The organism is Nocardia brasiliensis (assembly GCF_042691675.1).
In the GTDB taxonomy this organism is placed as follows: domain Bacteria; phylum Actinomycetota; class Actinomycetes; order Mycobacteriales; family Mycobacteriaceae; genus Nocardia; species Nocardia brasiliensis_D.
On sequence record NZ_CP170507.1, the window covers coordinates 54,408 to 73,232 of the forward strand.

Annotated in this window: 26 protein-coding genes; 25 read left to right on the forward strand and 1 reads right to left on the reverse strand. The window is 68.8% G+C overall.

Features of this window, described 5'->3' with window-relative positions; genetic code table 11:
* Nucleotides 1-74 precede the first annotated feature (74 nt).
* From ACFK0J_RS00325 to ACFK0J_RS00380, 12 genes are all read left to right on the forward strand, one after another.
* A complete protein-coding gene (locus ACFK0J_RS00325; RefSeq protein ID WP_378735392.1) occupies nt 75-1,268 on the forward strand; it encodes a hypothetical protein in 1,194 nt (397 codons plus the stop codon).
* Entirely contained in the window at nt 1,262-2,653 is a 1,392-nt protein-coding gene (locus ACFK0J_RS00330; protein ID WP_378735395.1) for a head maturation protease, ClpP-related, read from the forward strand. The genes ACFK0J_RS00325 and ACFK0J_RS00330 overlap by 7 nt, the downstream gene beginning before the upstream one ends.
* A gap of 1 nt (nt 2,654) precedes the next feature.
* On the forward strand, nt 2,655-3,020 hold the full coding sequence (locus ACFK0J_RS00335; RefSeq protein WP_378735397.1) for a capsid cement protein: 366 nt from the start codon (nt 2,655-2,657) through the stop codon (nt 3,018-3,020).
* A gap of 15 nt (nt 3,021-3,035) precedes the next feature.
* A complete protein-coding gene (locus ACFK0J_RS00340) occupies nt 3,036-3,959 on the forward strand; it encodes a hypothetical protein (protein ID WP_378735398.1) in 924 nt (307 codons plus the stop codon).
* Between the two features lie 17 nt (nt 3,960-3,976).
* A complete protein-coding gene (locus ACFK0J_RS00345) occupies nt 3,977-4,354 on the forward strand; it encodes a hypothetical protein (RefSeq protein WP_378735399.1) in 378 nt (125 codons plus the stop codon).
* 3 nt (nt 4,355-4,357) lie between these two features.
* Entirely contained in the window at nt 4,358-4,759 is a 402-nt protein-coding gene (locus tag ACFK0J_RS00350; RefSeq protein WP_378735400.1) for a hypothetical protein, read from the forward strand.
* The gene (locus ACFK0J_RS00355) at nt 4,756-5,061 is read left to right on the forward strand and encodes a hypothetical protein (protein WP_378735401.1); all 306 of its coding nucleotides are present in this window, start codon (nt 4,756-4,758) and stop codon (nt 5,059-5,061) included. The genes ACFK0J_RS00350 and ACFK0J_RS00355 overlap by 4 nt, the downstream gene beginning before the upstream one ends.
* 2 nt (nt 5,062-5,063) lie before the next feature.
* Nucleotides 5,064-5,330 carry a hypothetical protein gene (locus tag ACFK0J_RS00360; RefSeq protein ID WP_378735402.1) on the forward strand — a complete coding sequence of 89 codons (267 nt, stop codon included), beginning with the start codon at nt 5,064-5,066 and terminating at the stop codon, nt 5,328-5,330.
* A complete protein-coding gene (locus ACFK0J_RS00365; RefSeq protein WP_378735403.1) occupies nt 5,323-5,730 on the forward strand; it encodes a hypothetical protein in 408 nt (135 codons plus the stop codon). Before ACFK0J_RS00360 ends, ACFK0J_RS00365 begins: the two co-directional genes overlap by 8 nt.
* Nucleotides 5,731-5,797: 67 nt before the next feature.
* Nucleotides 5,798-6,619, forward strand: a complete 822-nt coding sequence (locus tag ACFK0J_RS00370; RefSeq protein ID WP_378735404.1) for a hypothetical protein — start codon at nt 5,798-5,800, stop codon at nt 6,617-6,619.
* A gap of 85 nt (nt 6,620-6,704) precedes the next feature.
* Nucleotides 6,705-7,025, forward strand: coding sequence for a hypothetical protein (locus ACFK0J_RS00375; protein ID WP_378735405.1), 321 nt, complete (start codon nt 6,705-6,707; stop codon nt 7,023-7,025).
* Nucleotides 7,022-7,372: a hypothetical protein gene (locus tag ACFK0J_RS00380; protein WP_378735407.1), complete on the forward strand. Its 351-nt coding sequence runs from the start codon at nt 7,022-7,024 to the stop codon at nt 7,370-7,372. The genes ACFK0J_RS00375 and ACFK0J_RS00380 overlap by 4 nt, the downstream gene beginning before the upstream one ends.
* Here ACFK0J_RS00380 and ACFK0J_RS00385 read toward each other — a convergent pair.
* Nucleotides 7,369-7,521 carry a hypothetical protein gene (locus ACFK0J_RS00385; RefSeq protein WP_378735409.1) on the reverse strand — a complete coding sequence of 51 codons (153 nt, stop codon included), beginning with the start codon at nt 7,519-7,521 and terminating at the stop codon, nt 7,369-7,371. The genes ACFK0J_RS00380 and ACFK0J_RS00385 overlap by 4 nt on opposite strands.
* On the opposite strand from ACFK0J_RS00385, the gene ACFK0J_RS00390 reads away from it, so the two are divergent.
* From ACFK0J_RS00390 to ACFK0J_RS00450, 13 genes are all read left to right on the forward strand, one after another.
* Nucleotides 7,510-7,818 carry a hypothetical protein gene (locus tag ACFK0J_RS00390; RefSeq protein WP_378735410.1) on the forward strand — a complete coding sequence of 103 codons (309 nt, stop codon included), beginning with the start codon at nt 7,510-7,512 and terminating at the stop codon, nt 7,816-7,818. The two genes, ACFK0J_RS00385 and ACFK0J_RS00390, sit on opposite strands and share 12 nt — an antisense overlap.
* Before the next feature lie 4 nt (nt 7,819-7,822).
* Nucleotides 7,823-11,428, forward strand: a complete 3,606-nt coding sequence (locus tag ACFK0J_RS00395; RefSeq protein WP_378735412.1) for a phage tail tape measure protein — start codon at nt 7,823-7,825, stop codon at nt 11,426-11,428.
* Nucleotides 11,429-11,430: 2 nt separating this feature from the next.
* The gene (locus ACFK0J_RS00400) at nt 11,431-12,396 is read left to right on the forward strand and encodes a hypothetical protein (RefSeq protein ID WP_378735414.1); all 966 of its coding nucleotides are present in this window, start codon (nt 11,431-11,433) and stop codon (nt 12,394-12,396) included.
* An 11-nt stretch (nt 12,397-12,407) separates the two neighbouring features.
* On the forward strand, nt 12,408-14,087 hold the full coding sequence (locus ACFK0J_RS00405; protein ID WP_378735416.1) for a phage tail protein: 1,680 nt from the start codon (nt 12,408-12,410) through the stop codon (nt 14,085-14,087).
* Nucleotides 14,088-14,122: 35 nt separating this feature from the next.
* The gene (locus tag ACFK0J_RS00410) at nt 14,123-14,359 is read left to right on the forward strand and encodes a hypothetical protein (protein WP_378735418.1); all 237 of its coding nucleotides are present in this window, start codon (nt 14,123-14,125) and stop codon (nt 14,357-14,359) included.
* A complete protein-coding gene (locus ACFK0J_RS00415; RefSeq protein ID WP_378735420.1) occupies nt 14,356-15,048 on the forward strand; it encodes a DUF2744 domain-containing protein in 693 nt (230 codons plus the stop codon). The genes ACFK0J_RS00410 and ACFK0J_RS00415 overlap by 4 nt, the downstream gene beginning before the upstream one ends.
* On the forward strand, nt 15,045-15,635 hold the full coding sequence (locus tag ACFK0J_RS00420; RefSeq protein WP_378735422.1) for a C39 family peptidase: 591 nt from the start codon (nt 15,045-15,047) through the stop codon (nt 15,633-15,635). The genes ACFK0J_RS00415 and ACFK0J_RS00420 overlap by 4 nt, the downstream gene beginning before the upstream one ends.
* Complete coding sequence (locus ACFK0J_RS00425; protein WP_378735424.1) at nt 15,632-16,555, forward strand: glycoside hydrolase family 25 protein; 924 nt, start codon at nt 15,632-15,634, stop codon at nt 16,553-16,555. The genes ACFK0J_RS00420 and ACFK0J_RS00425 overlap by 4 nt, the downstream gene beginning before the upstream one ends.
* The gene (locus tag ACFK0J_RS00430) at nt 16,552-16,788 is read left to right on the forward strand and encodes a hypothetical protein (RefSeq protein WP_378735426.1); all 237 of its coding nucleotides are present in this window, start codon (nt 16,552-16,554) and stop codon (nt 16,786-16,788) included. The genes ACFK0J_RS00425 and ACFK0J_RS00430 overlap by 4 nt, the downstream gene beginning before the upstream one ends.
* A complete protein-coding gene (locus tag ACFK0J_RS00435) occupies nt 16,785-17,093 on the forward strand; it encodes a hypothetical protein (RefSeq protein WP_378735427.1) in 309 nt (102 codons plus the stop codon). Before ACFK0J_RS00430 ends, ACFK0J_RS00435 begins: the two co-directional genes overlap by 4 nt.
* Nucleotides 17,094-17,276: 183 nt before the next feature.
* A complete protein-coding gene (locus tag ACFK0J_RS00440) occupies nt 17,277-17,654 on the forward strand; it encodes a hypothetical protein (RefSeq protein ID WP_378735429.1) in 378 nt (125 codons plus the stop codon).
* Nucleotides 17,651-18,481, forward strand: a complete 831-nt coding sequence (locus ACFK0J_RS00445) for a hypothetical protein (protein WP_378735431.1) — start codon at nt 17,651-17,653, stop codon at nt 18,479-18,481. Before ACFK0J_RS00440 ends, ACFK0J_RS00445 begins: the two co-directional genes overlap by 4 nt.
* Nucleotides 18,482-18,492: 11 nt before the next feature.
* On the forward strand, nt 18,493-18,801 hold the full coding sequence (locus ACFK0J_RS00450) for a hypothetical protein (protein ID WP_378735433.1): 309 nt from the start codon (nt 18,493-18,495) through the stop codon (nt 18,799-18,801).
* Nucleotides 18,802-18,825 lie beyond the last annotated feature (24 nt).

The following is an 18,825-nucleotide window of genomic DNA, read 5'->3' on the forward strand; positions in this document are numbered from 1 at the left end:
GCACCGGATTTTGGCAGAGTGCCGAGGAGACGCCCGAGCTCATCTGGCCGCAGTGCACCCGCGTGTATCGGCGCATGGCGCGGCAGGACGCACAGGTTACGTCGGTCATGCGGGCAGTGACGTTGCCCGTGCGGCGTACGAACTGGCGCGTCGACCCGAACGGCGCGCGGCCCGAGGTGGTCGCCCACATCGCGAACGACCTCGGCCTGCCGATCGTGGGACAGAAGCCGGTGAACGGGCGGCGGCGCGGCCGGTTCTCGTGGGGGGAGCACCTCGCCGCCGCGCTGCTGTGCCTGCGCTACGGGCACAGCTATTTCGAGCAGGTGTATAACGTCGGCGACGACGGCCTGTACCACCTGCGCAAGCTCGGGCAGCGCCTCGCCGAGACCATCTCGGATATCGAGGTGGCACCCGACGGCGGCCTCGTCTCGATCGAGCAATACGGCTGGGGCGCTGGCGGTTCGGTGCGTATCCCGGTCGAGCGCCTCGTCGCCTATGTCGTCGACCGCGAGGGCGGCGACTGGACGGGGCAGAGCCTGTTACGGCCCGCGTACAAGCACTGGCTCATCCGTGACCGCCTGCTGCGCGTGCAGGCGCAGACCATCGAGCGCAACGGCATGGGCGTGCCGGTCTACGAGGCGGGCCCGGCCGACGACCAAGCGCAGTTGGACGCGGGCAAGAAGATTGCCCAGAGCTACAAGGCGGGCAGCGCCTCGGGCGCGGCGACGCCGTACCAGGCCCGCCTACGCCTCGCCGGTGTCGAGGGCAATCTGCCCGACGCACAACCGGCCATCGACTACCACGATGCGCAGATCGGCCGCTCGGTGCTGGCGCACTTCCTCAACCTCGGAAACAGCACGGGCTCATGGGCTTTGGGCACGACGTTCGCTGATTTCTTCGTGATGAGCTTGCAGACCGTCGCCGAGATGATCCGCGACACCGCGCAAGCGCACATCGTCGAGGACCTCGTCGATGCCAATTGGGGCCCGAACGAACCCGCCCCGCGCATCGTGTTCGACGAAATCGGCTCGCGCAAGGACGCCACCGCGGCGGCGCTCGAGATTCTCGTGCGCGCCGGAATCATCACGCCCGACGAGGCGATCGAGCAGGCCGCGCGCCAGGACTACGGGCTACCGATCCGCGAGGCCGTTGAGGGCGAGGAGCCCACCGAACCCGCCGCCGCACCGGCGCCAGCGCTCGCGCCCGTCGCGCGACGTGTCCGGCCCGCGGCCCGCATCGAGCCGAATGGAGCGCTGACGCTGTGGTGAACGGACCGACCAGGGACCGCGCCGAGCGGCCCGACCCGTGGTACCGAATCAAGGCGCTCGACGGCGCCTCGGCCGAGGTGCTGATCTACGACGAGATAGATCCGTGGTGGGGCGTTTCGGCCGCCACGTTCGCGAAGGATCTCGCCCAGCTCAGCGCCGACGCGATCACGGTTCGGATCAATAGCCCGGGTGGCGACGTGTACGAGGCCATCGCCCTACTGAACACGCTACGAGGCCACCCGGCCCGCATCACGACCGTGGTCGACGGGCTCGCCGCGAGCGCCGCGTCGTTTGTCGCGATGGCCGGTGACGAGGTGGTAGTCGGCCGGAATGCCGAGCTCATGATCCATGACGCATGGGTCTACGCCAGCGGTAACGCCGATGAACTGCGTAAGCACGCCGAGAACCTCGACCGCATCTCGAACAACATCGCGTCTATCTACGCCGAGAAGGCCGGCGGGACCGTCGAGGAGTGGCGCGCCGTCATGCAGGCCGAGACGTGGTTCTCGGCGGCCGAGGCCGTCGCCGCCGGGCTCGCCGACCGGACCGAGGTCGCGCCGTTGACCGAGCTCGCCCCGGTCGCCCGATTCGACTTGTCGGCATTCAACTACGCGGGCCGTCGTGCTGCGCCCGCGCCCCGTACCCCCTCAGCCACCGAGGCCGAGGCCAACCCGGAAGGAACGCGCATGACTGCTCTTGCTGCCATCGCGAAGCGCCTCGGCGTCGCCGAGGATGCGGACGAGGCGACCGTCTCGGCCGCACTCGACAAGCTCGCCGGTCGGCCGTCCGCGGCCATCGCGCCGGTCGAGCTCCCGTTCAACGACAAGGACATCGCGTTTCTCAAGGCGCTCGTTGCGGCCGGTCCCGAGCTGCTCGCGACCGCCGCCGCGGCCGTCGCCGAGGGTGTCTCGCCGGACGTGGCCGCCATCGCGCAGCCGGTCGCGGACTCGTTCGAGGAGTCCATCGCCACCGCGCAGGAGGCACTCACCGTGTGGGGACAGGACGGCGACACCGCCCCGGCCCCGCCGCCCGCCGAGGAACCGGCACCGGCCGCGGCGAACCGCCTGCCCGCGGGCGTGGTCGCGATCGACGCGGGCTCGCTGGCGGCGTTGCAGGAGGCCGCCCGCCGAGGCGATCAGGCCCGCACCGAGCAGGAGCGCGCCGAGCGCGCCGCGGCGGTCGACAACGCGGTGCGTACCGGGCGCATCGCTCCCGCGTCGCGCGACACCTGGCTCGCTCGGGTCAACAAGGACCCGCGCGAACTGGCGACCCTCAACGCGCTCGAGCCGGTGTTCCCGGTCGGCGTCGAGCTGGGCCACGCCGGAACCATCCACAACGAGGACGACGACGCCGTGTACTCGGCGCTGTTCGGAAAGGACGCCTGACATGCCCGAGTACGCAGCGATTTTCAAGCCCGGCGAGGCATTCTCGCGGGTCACCTCGGCCGCCGTCACCGGCGGGCAGGTGCTCATCGTTTCCGGCAACGACACCGTGGCGCCGAGCTCGGCCGCGTCCGGTGCGTGGCTCGGCGTGGCCGCGCAGGACGCCGCGAGTGGCGACCTGGTGACCGTGCTCACCGGTGGCGTGCACGAGCTCGCCGCGTCCGGCGCCATCGCCGCCGGTGCGCGCGTGATTCCCGCCGCCGCTGGTGCCGTCGCCGACCTCGGCGCGGGCACCGATTACTCGCAGGTCGTCGGCGTTGCCCTCGCGGCGGCGTCCGGCGGCAAGGTCCGCGTCAAGCTCGCCCGCTAAGAGAGGACATCACAGATGCCGTACACCTACCCGCCCGCGGCACCGACCATCTCGGGCGACAACATCACCATTTCTCGGTTCCTCAAGGACCCGACGCTCGTCGCGCGGCGGCTGCGGACCCTGGCCGAACAGCGGTTCATCGCCGACGTGCTGCTCTCGGCCCGGTACGACGCCCAGGGCGGCGCCCTCGAATACGAGCAGAACGAGAGCATGTACTCGGACCGCGCGCCCGAGGCCGTCGCGCCCGGCGCCGAGTACCCGCTCACCTCGCTGAGCGAGGGAACCGCCCAGGTCGCCAAGACTGTGAAGTGGGGCCGCGATTCGGAGATCACCGACGAGTCGATTGCCCGGCGCAAGATGGACCCGGTTAACCGGGCGCTCATCAAGCAGGTAAACCAGATGGTCAAGACCATCGACGGCGTTTCGCTGGCGGCCATCGCGTCGCAGGTGACCCAGACCTCGGCGGCCTCGGCCTCGTGGTCGGGCGGCTCGGCGACCATCGTCCGCGACGTGCTCAAGGCCGTGGCCGTCATTCGCGCTCTGAACGAGGGTTTCGAGCCGGACACGCTCGTGGTCGACGATCTGACGTGGGCCATCGTCATGTCCGACGAGAAGGTCGCCGCGCTGCTCAAGCGAGAGGACGGTCTCGCGCCGGTTTACACGGGGAATTTCCCCGTCATCGGCGGTCTGCGATTCTTGCCGACGCCGAACCTTCCTGTCGCGGGGCAGGCGCTCGTCGTCGACTCGACGCAGCTCGGCGGCATGGCCGACGAGAAGCTCGGCGGGCCCGGCTACGTGTCGGCCGGTGGCTCGATTCCCGGCGTCGAGGTGAAGACGATCCGCGATGACGACAACGACATGTACCGCTTGCGGTCGCGTCGCGTCACGGTGCCGGTCGTCACCGAGCCCAAGGCCGCTATCAAGATCACGGGTATCTGATGGGTACCCGGGTTCGCGTGACGGCACCCGTCGTCGTCGCGCACGACGAGACAGGCACGCTGCGCTACCGCTACCGCGGTGCGGTGCTGGCACCGGGCGACATCACGGCCGAGGCCGTCGCGCGTCTGCTCGACATGGGGATGATCGAGCAGGCCGACGACATCGAGGTCGAGGTCGACCTCGGCGACCAGGGCGGCGGCGAATCGGGCGGCGGCGACCCCGACAACGGGACCGGCGACGGCACCGCCGGTGCCGATAGCGGCGCCCCGGCTCGTCCGCGGCAGACCTCACCAAAGGACGAGTGGATTGCCTACGCGGTGTCTCGCGGCATGTCCGCCGAGGAGGCCGCCGGCATGTCCCGTGCCGAAATCGCGGCCCGTCTGCCCGAGGTGTAGCCGATGGCACTCGCGACCGCGGATGATGTGGCGCTCGGCTGGCGCACGCTGAGCACTGAGCAGCGGGCCCGTGCCGAGTTCCTCATCTCCGTGGCCGAGACGTGGATTCGGGACCCGTCGCGGCGACCCGACATCGTCGACGGCGACCCGATGGGTAAGCACGTCGTTGTCGAGGTGGTCCGGGCCGCGATGGCGGTACCGGCCGAGTTCACCGGGCACACCGGCTACTCGGACACGATGGGGCCGTGGGCACGCTCGGGCACGCTCGCGACCCCGGCCGGGGTGCTGCAATTCCTCAAGGTCCATGAGGAATACCTCGGCATTTCCGACGGCCCGACCGCGGTCGGCGAGTTCGGCGACCCGCGCGGGTACCGGTACCCGCCCGCCGGATCGGTCGGCCTGTGAGCTTCACCGTCACCCGCCATCGTGGGCCGCGCGTCGACTCCGACGGCAACCCGGTGCCGTCGGCCGACGAGCCGCTCACCGCGAAGGCGATCGAGCCCGGCGCGAACCCGGACTATGCCGACCGAGGTCGGGACGGGCAGCGCGTCGAGCTCACGGTCTGGTTCGAGCCCGCCGTCGACCTCACCGGCGCCGACGAGCTCACCGTTAACGGCGAGCGGTACGCGCTGGCCGTCATGCCGTGGTCGTCGCCCTGGTCGTCGAGGACGGGCACCGTCGCACTGTGCAGTCGAGGGGAGGGGTAGCCGTGGCCGCTCCCAAGGTGCGAATCAACCACGCCACCGCGGCGAAGATTCTCCGCTCGCCCGCTGTGGTGCAGATGGTCAACGCGGCGGCCGACGCCATCCTCGGGCAGCTCGACGAGGACGACGAGGGTTTCGTCGAGTCGTACACGACCGACCGCGGGGCGGCGGCCGTGCTCGTCCCCGCCGAGGTGCAGGCCCGCGACGGCGCGCTCACCCGAGCCGCCGCCGCGGTCGGCCTGCCCGTCACGCAGGCGGCCGGAAGTGAGTAGGCCGTTCCGCCTGCCCGGCGACCCGGCAAAGGCGATCAAGCAGTACCTCGCCTCGGTCGTGCCCGGGCTCGTCGCCGCGCCTGCGCCATACCTCGGGCTCGTGCTCCCGCTCGACTGGAAGACGACCAGCGCCCCGGCCGTGGTCGTGTTCGACGACGGCGGGCCGCCGGTCTGGCCGGTCGCCACCGCGCCGACGATCCGCGTCACCGTGTGGGCCGACGGCCGGGACCGGTCCCGCCGCATCGCTGGCGTGTGCCTCGGCGTGCTGCTCGCGCACCGCATCCCCGGGATCGCGACCGTCACGCAACCGTCGGGCCTGCTCGAGGCCATCGACAGCAATAACGGCGGGGTCATGACCTCGTTCACGGTGCGCGCTCTCGCCCGCACGATCGCGGGCTGAACCGCGCTCTCTGACCGCCTGCCCCGCACGGGTGGGGGACATCGCACACTCACAGAAGGGGTAACCCATGGCACTCACCCGCAATCCCGATTCCGTCCAAATCTATTCGGACGCAGCGGTTTACGTCGGTAAGACGCTGAACCCGACCCGACCCGCGACGATCAATGACCCGTTCGATGCGACGTGGGACAACCTCGGGATTCTGAACGGCGACAGCGGTATCACGAACTCGCGCGAATGGGACGTGACCGAGCATTTCGGCTGGGGAATTGGCCTGTACCGCAAGGGATTTAAGAACTACAAGGAGGCTCGCGTCGTGACGTGCCTCGAGTCGAACGAGACGACTCGGCGCATCGCTCGCCCCGGTTCGTCCGCGACGAACATCGTCGTGCCGCGCCCCGGTCTGTTCCCGCTGGCGTTCGAGTTCACCAACGACGCGGGTCTGCTCGAGCGTGAGTTCACCGCGCGCCCGGCACAGTGCTGGATTCCGAACCTCGACCGCAACGAGAGCGACCCGACCTCGTACGAGATCACGGCCGATATTTTCGCCCGGGGTGACGGCCTGCTGTACGTGCGGCAATACACGCCGGTGAACGAGGTTCAGAACGTCGTGATCGTGGGCGGCCCGACCGGCGGGGCGTTCACCTTGTCCTACGACGGGGCCGCGTCGGCGTCGCTCGATTTCGACGCCACCAACGCCGAGGTGCAGGCCGCGCTCGCGGCGCTGCCCGGCATCGGCGCGGGCAACGTCACGGTGACCGGCACCGCGCCGAACTTCGTCGTGTCGTTCGCAACCGGTGCGCTCGCCGGTACCTCGGTGCAGTTGCTCGTCGCCGTCGACACCCTGACCGGCGGCACCGACCCGCACGTGAAGGTCGAGCCCGCCTAAGACGCGGCCGGGCCCGGAGTTCTGGCGTGGTTCGCCGGGCCCGGTCGCACCCTCCCGAGGGCCACGCCAGCAGGGAACCACGCCTATGTCTCGCTCAACGGTCCCGACCGAGGACGAACTACGCGCCGCGGCGAAAGAGCTCGGCATCGCCAACGCAGACGGCAGTTACGACCGCTCGCTGCGTAACCGGCTCGCCCGCGCGGTGCAGCTCACCAAGCAGGAACACGCCCGGGCCGACGACCCGGGCGAGCACTCGACCGCGTGGCAGCTCGCCCGGTTCCGCGAGGACCTCGCCGAGCACGAGCTCGCCAGCGCGGCCGACGGCCTGCTCATCGAGGCCGCTCGTCACCTGCTCCGGTCGCAAGGTCTGCGACTCGAATCACGGAAGGAAACCACGCCATCATGACCACGCCCCGCAAGGCCCCTGCCAAGCGAGCCACCCCGCACAAGCCCGCCGGCGTCCGCGAACCGCAGGACCACCTCAAGCCCGCCGCGCAGCGTGAGGCCGAAGGAGACGAGACGATCACGGTCGAGTTCCGCGGCCTCGAGTTCACGGTGCCCGCCGACCCCGACGATTGGCCGATCCGCGTACACCAGGCGCTCGGCCGGAACATGCACATCGACGCAATCGAGCTGCTGCTCGGGCCGGTGCAGTGGACCAAGCTCACCGCGAAGTACCCGAAGAAGCGCGACTTTGTCGAGTTCGCCGAGATTCTCGGCGAGGTGCTCGGGTTCGGTAGCGCGGGAAACTAACCGCGCTGCTCGTCCTGCTCCGCGACCACGCGGACGCCGTCGAGTCCGACCTGCGTCGGTTTCATGGCGTCCGCTACTCGGATCGGTGGCGGTTCGACGAGGACGGGCAGCGGCGCCTCACGCTGCGCGAAATCTGGGTGCTCATCCAATATCTGCCCGGCGACGCGGCGCTGATTCTCAAGGACCGCAAGGGCGCCCGGTGGGGCGTGACCGACTACTTGCTGAGCGACGTATTCACCGCCCTCACTGGCAAGCCGCACCCGTCCCGGCCTAAGTCGGTCAAGCAGCAGGCGCAGACCGCCAAGCGCGCCGCCGCCGTGCGCCGCGTCGAGCGCGTGTTCGCTGCCCGTCGTCGACAGATGGCCGCCGCGCAGCAATCCGAGCTCCCGGCACCATCGGCACGCCCCGCGCTACCCGCACCACCGAGACGACCGCCGAGGGGGTGATCGCGTGGCGCAGGACGTAATCGGCTACACCGCACTGCAAGTCATCCCGTCGTTGCAGAACATCGGCGGCAACATCGAGGGACAGCTCGCGGCCCCGCTCGTGTCGGCGGGCCGGGCCGCGGGGCAGGCCACCGGACAAGCCATATCCGGCGGCATCGCCGCGGCGCAGGCGGCCGTCGAGCGCGCGAGTGAAGCGCTCAAGGTCGCCCGCGAGAAGGACGCCGACGCGGTCGGCAAGGTGCGCGTTGCCGAGGAGAAACTGCGCGAGCTCCGCGAGAAGGGCACCGCCTCGGCGTCCCAGCTCGCCCGCGCCGAGGAGGCGCTCGCCACCGCCCAGCGTGGCGCCGACCGTGCGCACCGCACTACACAGCGCGCCGTTCAGAATCTCTCGGACGCCCGGGCCGCGCTGGCGAACGCCACCGACGAGGCCGAGGAATCCGAGTCACGGTTTCAGGCGGCCCTAGACAACATCTCGAGCAGGCTCGGCCCGGCCGCAAAGCAGATGGCCGCGCTCGGTGCGGCGACGATCGGCGTCGGCGCGGCGATGCAAACCGTCACCGAGGCCATGTCGCGCGAGGCGTCGGTCGACGTGCTCGCCGCCCAGCTCGGCGCGACACCCGAGCTCGCCGCCGAGTACGGCCGCATCGCGGGCGACCTGTACAAGCAAGGGCTCGGCGAATCGTTCGCCGACGTGACGCAGGCCGTCGGCACCGTGCAAGCCGCGTTCGACACGCTCGGGTACGAGGGCGAGGCGAGCATCGACAAGGTCACCGAGCGCGCCCTCAACTTCCAACAGGTATTCGGCACCGAAGTGCCGGAAAGCATTCAGACCGTCTCGCAGCTCGTGACGAACGGGCTCGCCAAGGATTCAACCGAGGCGTTCGACCTACTGACAACGAGTTTCCAGCGGATTCCGGCGCTCATGCGTGACGAGCTCCCGGAAATCATCAACGAGTACGGAACGCATTTCCGGGGCCTCGGATTCAACGGACAAGAGGCATTCGCGCTACTGGTCGACGCCGCCGAAAAAGGAAAGTGGGCGCTCGACAAGACGGGCGACGCGCTCAAAGAATTTACGTTGCTCGGCTCCGATATGTCGCAGTCGTCGCAGGACGCATACAAGGCGATCGGCCTCGACGCGCAGGCGATGAGCGACGCCGTCGCCGCCGGTGGCGACCAGGCACAGAGCGCCCTACAGCAAGTCGCGAACGGCCTGCTCGGCGTGCAGGGCCCGGCCGAGCGAGCGAACCTCGCCATTGCGCTATTCGGCACGCCAGTGGAAGACCTCGCCGTCGACCAGATTCCCCAGTTCCTCGAGGCGCTCGCGGGCGGCTCGCAGAGCATGACCGGGTTCGCCGGCGCCGCCGACCAGATGGGGCGGACCGTCGGCGACAACGCGGCGACGGCCCTCGAGAAGCTCAAGCGCGAGGTACAGGGCGGGCTCGTCGACGGGCTCACCTCGGCCGCCCAGTGGATCGACCAGAACCGCGAGGTCGCGCTCGGCCTCGGCATCGCACTCGGCACGCTCGGTACCGCACTGCTCGCGGCCAAGGCCGCCGCGACCGGGTACGCCGTCGCACAGGGCATCATGGCCGCCGCGTCCGGCGCTGGCACCGCGGCAATAGCGGCGAACTCCATCGCGCTCGGCGCGTACACGATCGCAACCGGTGTCATCCGCGGCGCAACGATGGCGTGGGCCGGGGTGCAGTGGCTACTCAACGCCGCGTTGACGGCGAACCCGATCGGCATCGTCGTGGTCGCGCTGGCCGCGCTCGCCGCCGGTGTCGTCTACGCCTACCAGAATTCCGAGACATTCCGAAATATCGTGACGGCCGCGTTCGACGGAATCAAGACGGCCGCCATATTCCTGTGGGACACAATTCTCAAGCCGTATTTCACGTGGTGGATTGACAATGTCAAGACCGCCGCGTCGGTCGCGATGTGGCTCTACGACAATGGCGTGCGCCCGGCGTTCGAGGGAATCGGCGCAGCCATCGGCTATTTCTGGGGAAATTTCGGTTCGCCGATTTTCAATAACTTCAAGCTCGCGATTGGCCTCGTCGGCGACGCCGTGCTCTGGTGGTGGCAAAGCGTCGTAACTCCCGCGTTTGACGCGGTCGGCGCCGTTATTTCGTGGTGGTGGCAGAATATCGTCACCCCCGCTTTTGACGGGGTGAAATCCGCGCTCGGCCTCGTCGGCGATGCTTTTACGTTTTTCCAGACAAACGTAGTCGATCCCGTAATGAGCGGCGTCGGCTCCGCAATTTCGTTCGCCTACGACAATGTCATTTCGCCAACTTTCGACAAGGTGAAAACCGGCATCGGCCTGGTCGGCGATGCGTTCGGCGCGGCCGGTGGCGTCATCAAGACCATGTGGTCGGGTATCGCCGATATCCTGCGCCCCGCGGTGCACTTCCTCGGCGGCATCCTCGCCAAGGTCCCGAGCAAGATTGGGCCGGTCGAGATTCCGGGCGCCGGTGCCGCACAAGACCTCGGCAAGGCGATGCAGTCGTTCAGCACCGGCGGCCCAGTGATCGGACCGGGCTCGGGCACGAGCGACTCCATTTTCGCGATGCTGTCCGACGGCGAGTTCGTCGTGCGCGCACAGTACGCCAAGCAGTACCTACCGCTGTTGCAGGCGATCAACAACGGGCAGCAGATACCCGGGTTCGCCGCGGGCGGCTACGTCTCGGCCGACCAGCTCGTCGACTTCGCGCGCGGCGTCGAGGGCGCCGAGTACGACTGGGGCGGCGTCCACTGGGGCGACTGCTCGGGCGCGGTCTCTGCGCTGGCGAACTACGCCACCGGCCGCGAGGCGTTCGCGTCCCGATTCGCTACCGGCACGATGGATTCCGAGCTCGCCGAGCGCGGTTTCCTGCCCGGCCTCGGCCCGGCCGGGTCGCTCAACGTCGGATGGTTCAACGGCGGGCCCTACGGCGGGCACACCGCGGCGACCCTGCCCGACGGAACCAATTTCGAGATGGGCGGCGAGCGCGGTAACGGGCAGTTCGGGGGGCAGGCGGCCGGGGCCGACGACCCGATGTTCACCGACCACGCCCACCTACCGCCCGAGTTCTTCCTCGGCACCGACGGCGGCGCGCCGACGACCGGAAACGGCGGCGGCCTCGGCACCGGCGGCGGCCTCGGTGGCTCGGGCGCCGGCGCCTCGGGCGGCGGGGGCGGTACCGCGGGCGGCGGCTCGGGCACCGGCGGCTCGTCGAGCACGACCAGGCCCGCAGGCACCGCGGTTCCGGTGTGGGTCGACAACTGGCCGACGACGTTCGGCTCGTCGAGCACGAGCTCGCCGTCGAGCAGCACGCCGTCGAGCACCGACACCGGCGCGAACCCCGTCGCCAGCGACGGCGGCACCGCCGAGATGTTCGACCAACAGGCCGCCGTCGACGCCGCGCTCGCCAAGTTCGGCACGGCCATGTCGGGCGCCGGGTCCGAGTTCCTCAAAGGACAGAAGGGCGCCATTCCCGGTGTCGGCGGCTACGTCTCCGACATCGAGACGCAGGTCTCGAACATCACGCTCGTCGTCGCCGACGTGTACGAGGCCATCAACCAACTGACCCGCGAGCAGAAGCGCCAGACGGCGGGGAAGGGGTAGCGGTGGGCGTGTACGCAACGGTCGAACTGTTCGGCGTCGACGGGTCCTATTTCTGCCTGTCCGGCCCGAACGCGGGCAACCAAGGCGTAGTGCTGGGCACCGCGCCGCAGGGGCTCTACGACGCTCCGGTGCGCGTGAGCATGAAGCGCGGCGCGTTCGAGGTCGGCGGCAAACCGTCCAAGGTCGACCGCCCGCACCGCGAGCTCGACCTCGGCCTCGGCGCGACGGGCGACGACCCCGAGGAGTGGGCCGAGAACGACAGTCGGCTACGCATGGCGTTCGACTACGAGGTCGACCCGTGGGACCCGGCGGCCGGTCCGGCTCAGCTCTCGATCACGACGCCGCGCAGTGGCCGCCGGACGCTCGACGTGCTGCTCATGGAATCGCCGATTATGGCGATGGATACGGACCCGTGGGACTACGGGCACTCGCTGCTACCGGTCAAACTCGTTGCACCACAACCCATGTGGTACGAGGATGATTGGCTCGGCGACGACGAGCACCCCGCCGGGTGGCAGATCGAGGGCGCCTCGTCCGGCTCGGGCGAGGTGTGGGTGTGCAATCCCACGGACCGGCCGATGGCGCATACGGTCGTCATCACCGGCAAGGGCCGCGCGCACATACCCGATGTGTCGTGGACCGGGCCGAAGGGCGCCCGCGTGATCGGCGTCGATTTCCGTTCGGGCCGTGACGATTCCGACCGCGCAATTGTCACGATCCCGATTGGCGACGTGCACGGGTCCGGCCTCGTCGCGCACGTCGACCGGATGCGGATTCCGTGGGAAGACTTCACCGGCACGAACGTAACCGGCCTGTTCGGCGGTAACCGCCTGCTCTACGTGATCCCGCCGTACACCCCATGGACGGCGCTACCGGTCGCCGCGTCCGAGGTCACGAGCGCCACGTTCGGAATCCTGTTCAGGCAGCCGCGGCTCTGGTCGCGACCGTGGGGATTGGAGCGGTTCTAGCCATGGCCGCGATGACTGCTGACCTGCTCGCCGAGTGCGAGGCGATCTGGCAGGTAACCGAGGAGCGCGAGCGCAAGCGCGCCGCGCAGCGCCTCGAGCCGCCCGAGGTCGCCATCTACGACGGCGAGATGCGCCCGCAGGGGTGGCTAGACGCGGCATACCTCGGCGATTTCGAGTGGGTCGACAACGACACCGGCGCCGGAACGACCGAGCTCCCATGGGATCACTATCTCGCGCAATGGATGTGGGACGAGCACGGCCGCATCACGCGCGGCGAGAAGCGCGTCGTTGTGATCGTGGTCGAGTGCCGCAACGGCGCGAGGTGGTCCGGTCGCCTCGATTCCGTCTCGGCCGAGAAGCGCGAGGACGGCTCGAAAGTCCTTGTGGTCGAATGGCTTTCGGATTACGAGACCGTCAAGTGGTACACCGTATGGTCAAACGCGGCCCTGCCGAGCATCCTGCAATTTCCCCGCGTGTTTTTGCTGGCCGGTGGCGCGCGCTGGTGCCTGCTTACCGCCCTCCACCTGCAAGTTATGCGCGAGCAGCAAAATTGGTGGTCGCTGCCCGACGACCCGCTCGACCCGTCCTCGTGGGTGCCGACGGCGGTCGAGAACTGGTCGGTTGTCGTCAAGCCGCACAGCTTCCTCGACGACCTCGAGGACGGCATTCTCTGGTCGCTGCTGAGCTCGCGATTCAAGAACTGGCACAACGTCGCCGCGCCGATCTTGGCCGACGCCGAGCTCTCGGTCGTGTGGCGCCGGTACATGCCCGACCTCGGCGACGAGCAGCCGATCCCCGGTATGACGCTGCGCCCCGGCGCGCTCGTGATCGACATCGTCGACAAGAGCGGGTACTACGCGCAGGGCACGAGCAACGGCGGCACGTTGTGGGACGGGCTGATTCGCACCGTCGCCCAGTTCGTCGGCGGGTTCATCGACCCTGTCGTCGAGGAAGTCGCGAGCATCGACGAGCCGACGTACAAGATTCCGGGCCTGCTCGGCACTTCCAAGACCACGCCGTATGTGGTGTGGCTGGAGGGCGAAGAGACCGGCATCCAGTCGTCCAAGAACAAGCGGTGGCCGTCCAAGGGTAATCAGGTCGTCGTCGGTGGGCACTCGATGTACGGCGTAAACGAGGCCATCTCAGCGGCCGTACAGCTCGCGTTTGACCTGCTCAGTGCGGCATTATTCATCCCCGCGGTCGGTGGTAGCGCCGATGCGCTGCTCGCCCCGCTGTACACCGACACCGTCCTCGCATGGATGAACGTCAAGAGCACCGAGCGCGCTACCAACGACGGTTGGGTCGGGTACTTCGAGTACTTCCAGGATGGCGCCGACCGCGCGTTCACCATCGAGAGTTTGCTCGTCCTGCGCGCCGGATTCTGGGCGACGAGAACGAAATTCGCCGCTGAGGTCAACGTCAATGACGGTAGCCCGTGGGTGATCGGCGACCAGGGGCGCGGGCACTGCTGGCTCGGCGACCGCGTGGGGTTCGGCATCCTCGGCGACCGCACCGGCCGGATTCATGTCGACCGGATCAAGTCAATTCGGTTGCGCTACAGCGACTCTGAGCCGCTGTCGTGGATACCGGTAATCGGCGACAACGCCGACGACAAGGACCCCGCCGTGCGGGCAATCGAGCGGCTCGAGGGCGTGTTCTCGGCACTGCACGACCTCGGCGTTTTCGGCTGAAACAGCAACCACGCCAACAAGATAGGAGGCTCGACGTGTCTCAGCTCGTCTACTTTCAAGTACCGGCCGCCCCGCCCGGTCCGTGTCGGCCGTTCGTCGAGCTGCGCTCGGCGGTACCGCCCCCGGTCTCGGCCGCCGCCCGGTGCCTTGTCGGCGCAATCGCCCAATTCGACGAGTGCGAGGACGAGGTCGACCCGTACTCGCAGGCGCCGGTACGTTACCGCGGCCGTGTGATGGCCGCGCCGCTGCACGCGATTCGGCCGATCCTGTGAGCGACGAGACCGCGCCCCCGCAGGCACCCGGCGCCGACCTACCGCCGCCGCAGCGGCACGCCTGCAAGGTCTGTGGGACCCGCCGGTGCCCGTGCGAGTGGTGCCACACCGCGTGCGGGCTCGATCACTCGCCATGGCTACCGACCGGCTCGCTACCAACCGTCGACAACTGCAACCCCGATTGCCCCGAGGAATCGTTCTTGCCGTTCCTCGTCGGCCTGCCCGGGATGCGCGGCGCATCCATGGCGGTGCCGCTCTCAGGCCTGAAAATGTGGTCGGTCCGTATCTGGAACGGCGGCGCTCGCCGGGTCGCCGAACAGCGCGAGTTCTACTGGCCGCCGCGCGCCGGCGAAATCAATCCGCTGTTCGCCGCGGGCGAGTGGAAGGACGAGCCGCCCCCGCCCGATTGGTCGGCCGAGGTCGACGCGCAGGCGCTCGCGAACGTGATGCAAGCCGAACTGAGTCGCCAGCTCGAGCAGCGCGAGACCGTCGCGCAAGCCGCCCGGCCGCCCGAGGTTGCCCGCGGCTACGTCACCAAGGTGACCCGGTTCGACCCGACCGAGCACACCGTTACCGAGGTGCTCGCTCACCTGCGCAGCGCGAGCGCGGCCGAGGTCAAGCGAGTGATCGCGATCGAGGCCGAGACCAGCAAGCGCGCCGGAATCCTCAAGCGGCACAAGGAGGCATGATGCCCGGAAGAATCCTCGATCACGCATACAGCCCGCAGGAAACGGGCTATTGGTGCGGGCCCGCGTCGACGCAAATCGTGCTCACCGCGCACGGTATCGACGTGCCCGAGCGCGAGCTCGCCGACGAGCTCGGCACCGACACGGACGGTACCGACTGGATCGGGCAGATAACCGCGGTTCTCGCTCGCCGATCGGGCCGCCCGTACATCACCGTCGAGGTACCCAACGACCCGCCGACCCCGGGGCAAGTCGGGCGCCTGTGGGACGACATCGTGGGCAGCATCGACGGCGGCAACGCCGTGGTGGCGAACATCGTGGCCGTGCCGACGAACCGGCCGCCCGGCTACCCGGCACAGACCATCTATCACTACGTCTCAATTGTCGGGTACGACAACCGCGATCGCCGGGTCTACGTCGCCGACCCGGCCCGATTCGGCGGCATCGAGCACTACTGGCTCACCGTCGAGAAGCTCGCGAGCCTCATCGCGCCGAAGGGCTACAGCGCCGCGCCGACCGGCCCGGCCGGCGGACCCGAGGCCGCACTGTGGGCCGACGTGCTCGGGCAGTTCGTCGGGGGTGCCCGGTGACCATCTGGGGTATCGACATCTCAAGTTGGCAGGCTGGCCTCGACCTCGACCAGGTCGCGCGCGAGGGGTTCGCCGCAGTGATCGCGAAGGCGACGCAGGGCGGCGACTACGTCAATCCCGAGTACCGCGAGCAGAAAGCCGACGCGCTGCGCAACGGCCTGCGATTCATGGCCTACCACTACGTAGCGGCCGGAGTGCCGGTTGCCGAGCAGGTCGACCACTACGCCGCAGCCGAGCCCGATACCGCGGTGCCCGTGATGCTCGATGTCGAGCTCGGCTCGGGCGGCACCGAGGTTCTACGCCCGCTCGTCGACGAGTTCGACCGCCGCGGCTACCGCGTCGCACTGCTGTATCTGCCGCGCTGGTACTGGGCCGGACACCTCGGCGAGCCCGACCTGTCCGGCCTGCCCCCGCTCATGGCCTCGCACTACGGCACCGACCGGCCCGGCTACGCGAGCGCCCTGTATCCGGGCGACAACGCGCCCGGGTGGGCGCCCTACGGCGGCGGCACGGTCGCCGTCCTGCAATTCACACAACGTGCCCACGTGGCCGGGCAGCAGCTCGACGCATGGGCGTTCCGCGGCGACCTCGCCGCGCTCGACGAACTGTTCGCCGCACCAACCAAGGAGGCCCCCATGTCCGATGCACAGGCCATCGCTGTTCAGATGTTCGGCCCCGACCGGCTCGGGTTCGAGATTCTCGGCCGCGCTGTCGAGACCGACCCCGAGCGGAACCGGTTCCTCACCGAGGCCGTTGCCGTCATCCTGTCCCAGCTCGCAGGCGGGCCGAATTTCGAGGGCTGGCCGCAGCTCGGCGACGGCGAGGACAGCGAGACCCCGGCTCGAACTCTGGTCGACGGCATCGCGCACGTGATGCGCCAGAACGAGCAGATTCTCGCCATCCTCGGGAGCCGGGCATGATTACCCGCCTGCTCGAACTCGCCGCCCGCGAGCCGGTCGCGGTGCGCCTGGCGCCCGTGCTCGTCGCCGTCGTCGCCTACCTCGTTACGCGCGGCACGATCGACGGCGCGCTCGGCGAGCTGCTCGTCGCGGCGGTCGTCGCGGTGCTCGGCGGCGGCGCAATCGCCGGAGCTCGGGCACGGGTCGACCCCCGGCCGACCGGGCGCCAGGCTCGACGAGAGCTCGACGAGTGACCGACCTATCGGCGCTGCCGTGGGACCAGGTCGGCACGGTGGGCCTAGCGCTCATCATGACCGGCCTGGTTGTCACTGGGCGCCTGGTGCCGCGCGCGACTGTCGACCGGCTACTCGCCGACGCCGACAACCGAAACGCATTCCTCGAGCGGCACATCGAGGCACAGCAGGCGGTGAAATCCGAGCTCGCATCGCAGAATTCCGAGCTGCTGGGTACCGCCCGGCTCGCTACTACCTTGCTTCGGGCCGTTGCCCCGGCAAGCACTCCGAGGGAGACACCGCATGTGGTTTCGGGCGAGGAGTGACCGAGAGTCGACTCCGACGCGACAGGCGCGCGTCGGGGCCGAGCGAGCCGAGGCCGAGCTCGCCGAGGTGCAGAAGCGCCGAAAGGTCGTCGACGAGCTCGCCGAGGCGATTGCCGTAGCGATCCAACGTAACCACTTCGGCGAGCAACTCGAGCACGCTATCGCGCTACGACGGAGGAGCTTGTGAACATCGCTATGAACCGTGCGGCCGTCGTTGTGGTGGCGGCGGTTGGGTTGCTCGCGTTCCTACTCATCCCGGACCGCGAGGCGGTCGCGTCTACTTACCTCGGCGCGATTGCCGTACTCGGTTGGTCGTTCGTGGGCATCTACGGATTCCGTAGCGCGTGGCGGTCGACGGCCGCCGGGCGCGGCGTAATGCGGCTCGTGCTGTGCCTGGCCGTGATCTGTACGCAGGGCTTAATCACGATCCTGACCGACTACAGCTATCCGGGCCGCGAGGTTATCCGGCCGTTGCTGCTGCTCGGTATCGCGCTGGCGATCCTCGACCTACTGCTCACCCTTGTACGGCTACAGCGGGCCCGAGGAGGTGAGGAACAGTGACTCAGCCCGACGGCGCGAATCCCGCAGGCGCGCATAACCCGACGCGGCCCGGCTCGTTCGAGGAATGGCGCACCGAGACCGAGGCGTCGATCTACGACAAGAGCAAGGCACCGATTGTCGGCACGAGCGGCAGCGCGACCCGGGCGCAGCGGGACCTCGCCGCCACGGACGGAAATGTCATCCCGAACGGCGGCGGCCTGTGGCAGACGTTTACGCGGAACGCGGACAGCACGTTTCCGCGAATCATGCTCGAGCCACAGCTCAACAGCTCAACAGGCTCCGGCGGCTCCGGTGACACCAGCCACTCGCATTCGATGGGCGCCTCACAACCCCCGGACTACCAGCCAGAAGGACACGGAGCGAGTTACGTCGAGTTGGGGTTCATCGAATGCACCAAGGATCGGAAATACGAGCGGGTGACTTTCGGCACCGGCAACAGCGTGACAGCATTCGGCATCAACGCCATGTATGCCTGTGCGTACCTGATGAATCCGAGTACAGGAAATCTGTCGCTGATGGCCGCTACGGGCGATATCACGGCGGCCGTAGCCGACACGAATCGCGAGTACACGTTCACCCTGCCCGCAGCGCTGGACGCGCTCAAGGCTGAGATTTGGGCCGTCGGTTTGCTACAGGTGACCGGGCTCGGGCAGACGTGCAAAAGCATCCTCTCCAAACGTGTATGGGCAATGGTCGGCCCGCCCGGATTCAAACCCGCAGCGCTGTACGCGAGGTCGGCGGGCGGACAGACCGCGCCGCCCGCGACGATCGCGTACTCGTCACTCACGTTCGGCACCTCGCGTGTGCCGTATTACGCCCTGAGCTAGGAGGCCCCGATATGCCGATCGGATGGCGCACGATTCGCGACGATATCGAGCTCACGCGGGGCGATTTCATCGTGCAGCGCATACACCCCGGCGGCCCGTTGCCGCCCGGCACGACGGCCGAAATCGTGTGGGACACCGACCCGTCGCCGATCACGTGGACGGCGACCGTCGAGGGCGACACCGTCTCATGGCTCGAACAGCAGGCCGCCGTCGCGCTCATCCCGGCCGGAACGCCGTTCACGCAGTGGATTCACTACCCGAACGCCGAGACCGGCAGCACCGATGATTACGAATGGGTGCGCGGCGTTGCTCGCAGGTAATCGGTTGGAAGACAAGGAGATTCA

Bases quoted from the DNA above. Each gene is read 5' to 3' on its own strand.
- ACFK0J_RS00430 (WP_378735426.1), top strand. From the start codon at position 16,552: ATGATTACCCGCCTGCTCGAACTCGCCGCCCGCGAGCCGGTCGCGGTG.
- ACFK0J_RS00420 (WP_378735422.1), top strand. From the start codon at position 15,045: ATGATGCCCGGAAGAATCCTCGATCACGCATACAGCCCGCAGGAAACG.
- ACFK0J_RS00450 (WP_378735433.1), top strand. From the start codon at position 18,493: ATGCCGATCGGATGGCGCACGATTCGCGACGATATCGAGCTCACGCGG.
- ACFK0J_RS00380 (WP_378735407.1), top strand. From the start codon at position 7,022: ATGACCACGCCCCGCAAGGCCCCTGCCAAGCGAGCCACCCCGCACAAG.
- ACFK0J_RS00375 (WP_378735405.1), top strand. From the start codon at position 6,705: ATGTCTCGCTCAACGGTCCCGACCGAGGACGAACTACGCGCCGCGGCG.
- ACFK0J_RS00340 (WP_378735398.1), top strand. From the start codon at position 3,036: ATGCCGTACACCTACCCGCCCGCGGCACCGACCATCTCGGGCGACAAC.
- ACFK0J_RS00335 (WP_378735397.1), top strand. From the start codon at position 2,655: ATGCCCGAGTACGCAGCGATTTTCAAGCCCGGCGAGGCATTCTCGCGG.
- ACFK0J_RS00405 (WP_378735416.1), top strand. From the start codon at position 12,408: ATGACTGCTGACCTGCTCGCCGAGTGCGAGGCGATCTGGCAGGTAACC.
- ACFK0J_RS00370 (WP_378735404.1), top strand. From the start codon at position 5,798: ATGGCACTCACCCGCAATCCCGATTCCGTCCAAATCTATTCGGACGCA.
- ACFK0J_RS00350 (WP_378735400.1), top strand. From the start codon at position 4,358: ATGGCACTCGCGACCGCGGATGATGTGGCGCTCGGCTGGCGCACGCTG.
- ACFK0J_RS00325 (WP_378735392.1), top strand. From the start codon at position 75: ATGGCGCGGCAGGACGCACAGGTTACGTCGGTCATGCGGGCAGTGACG.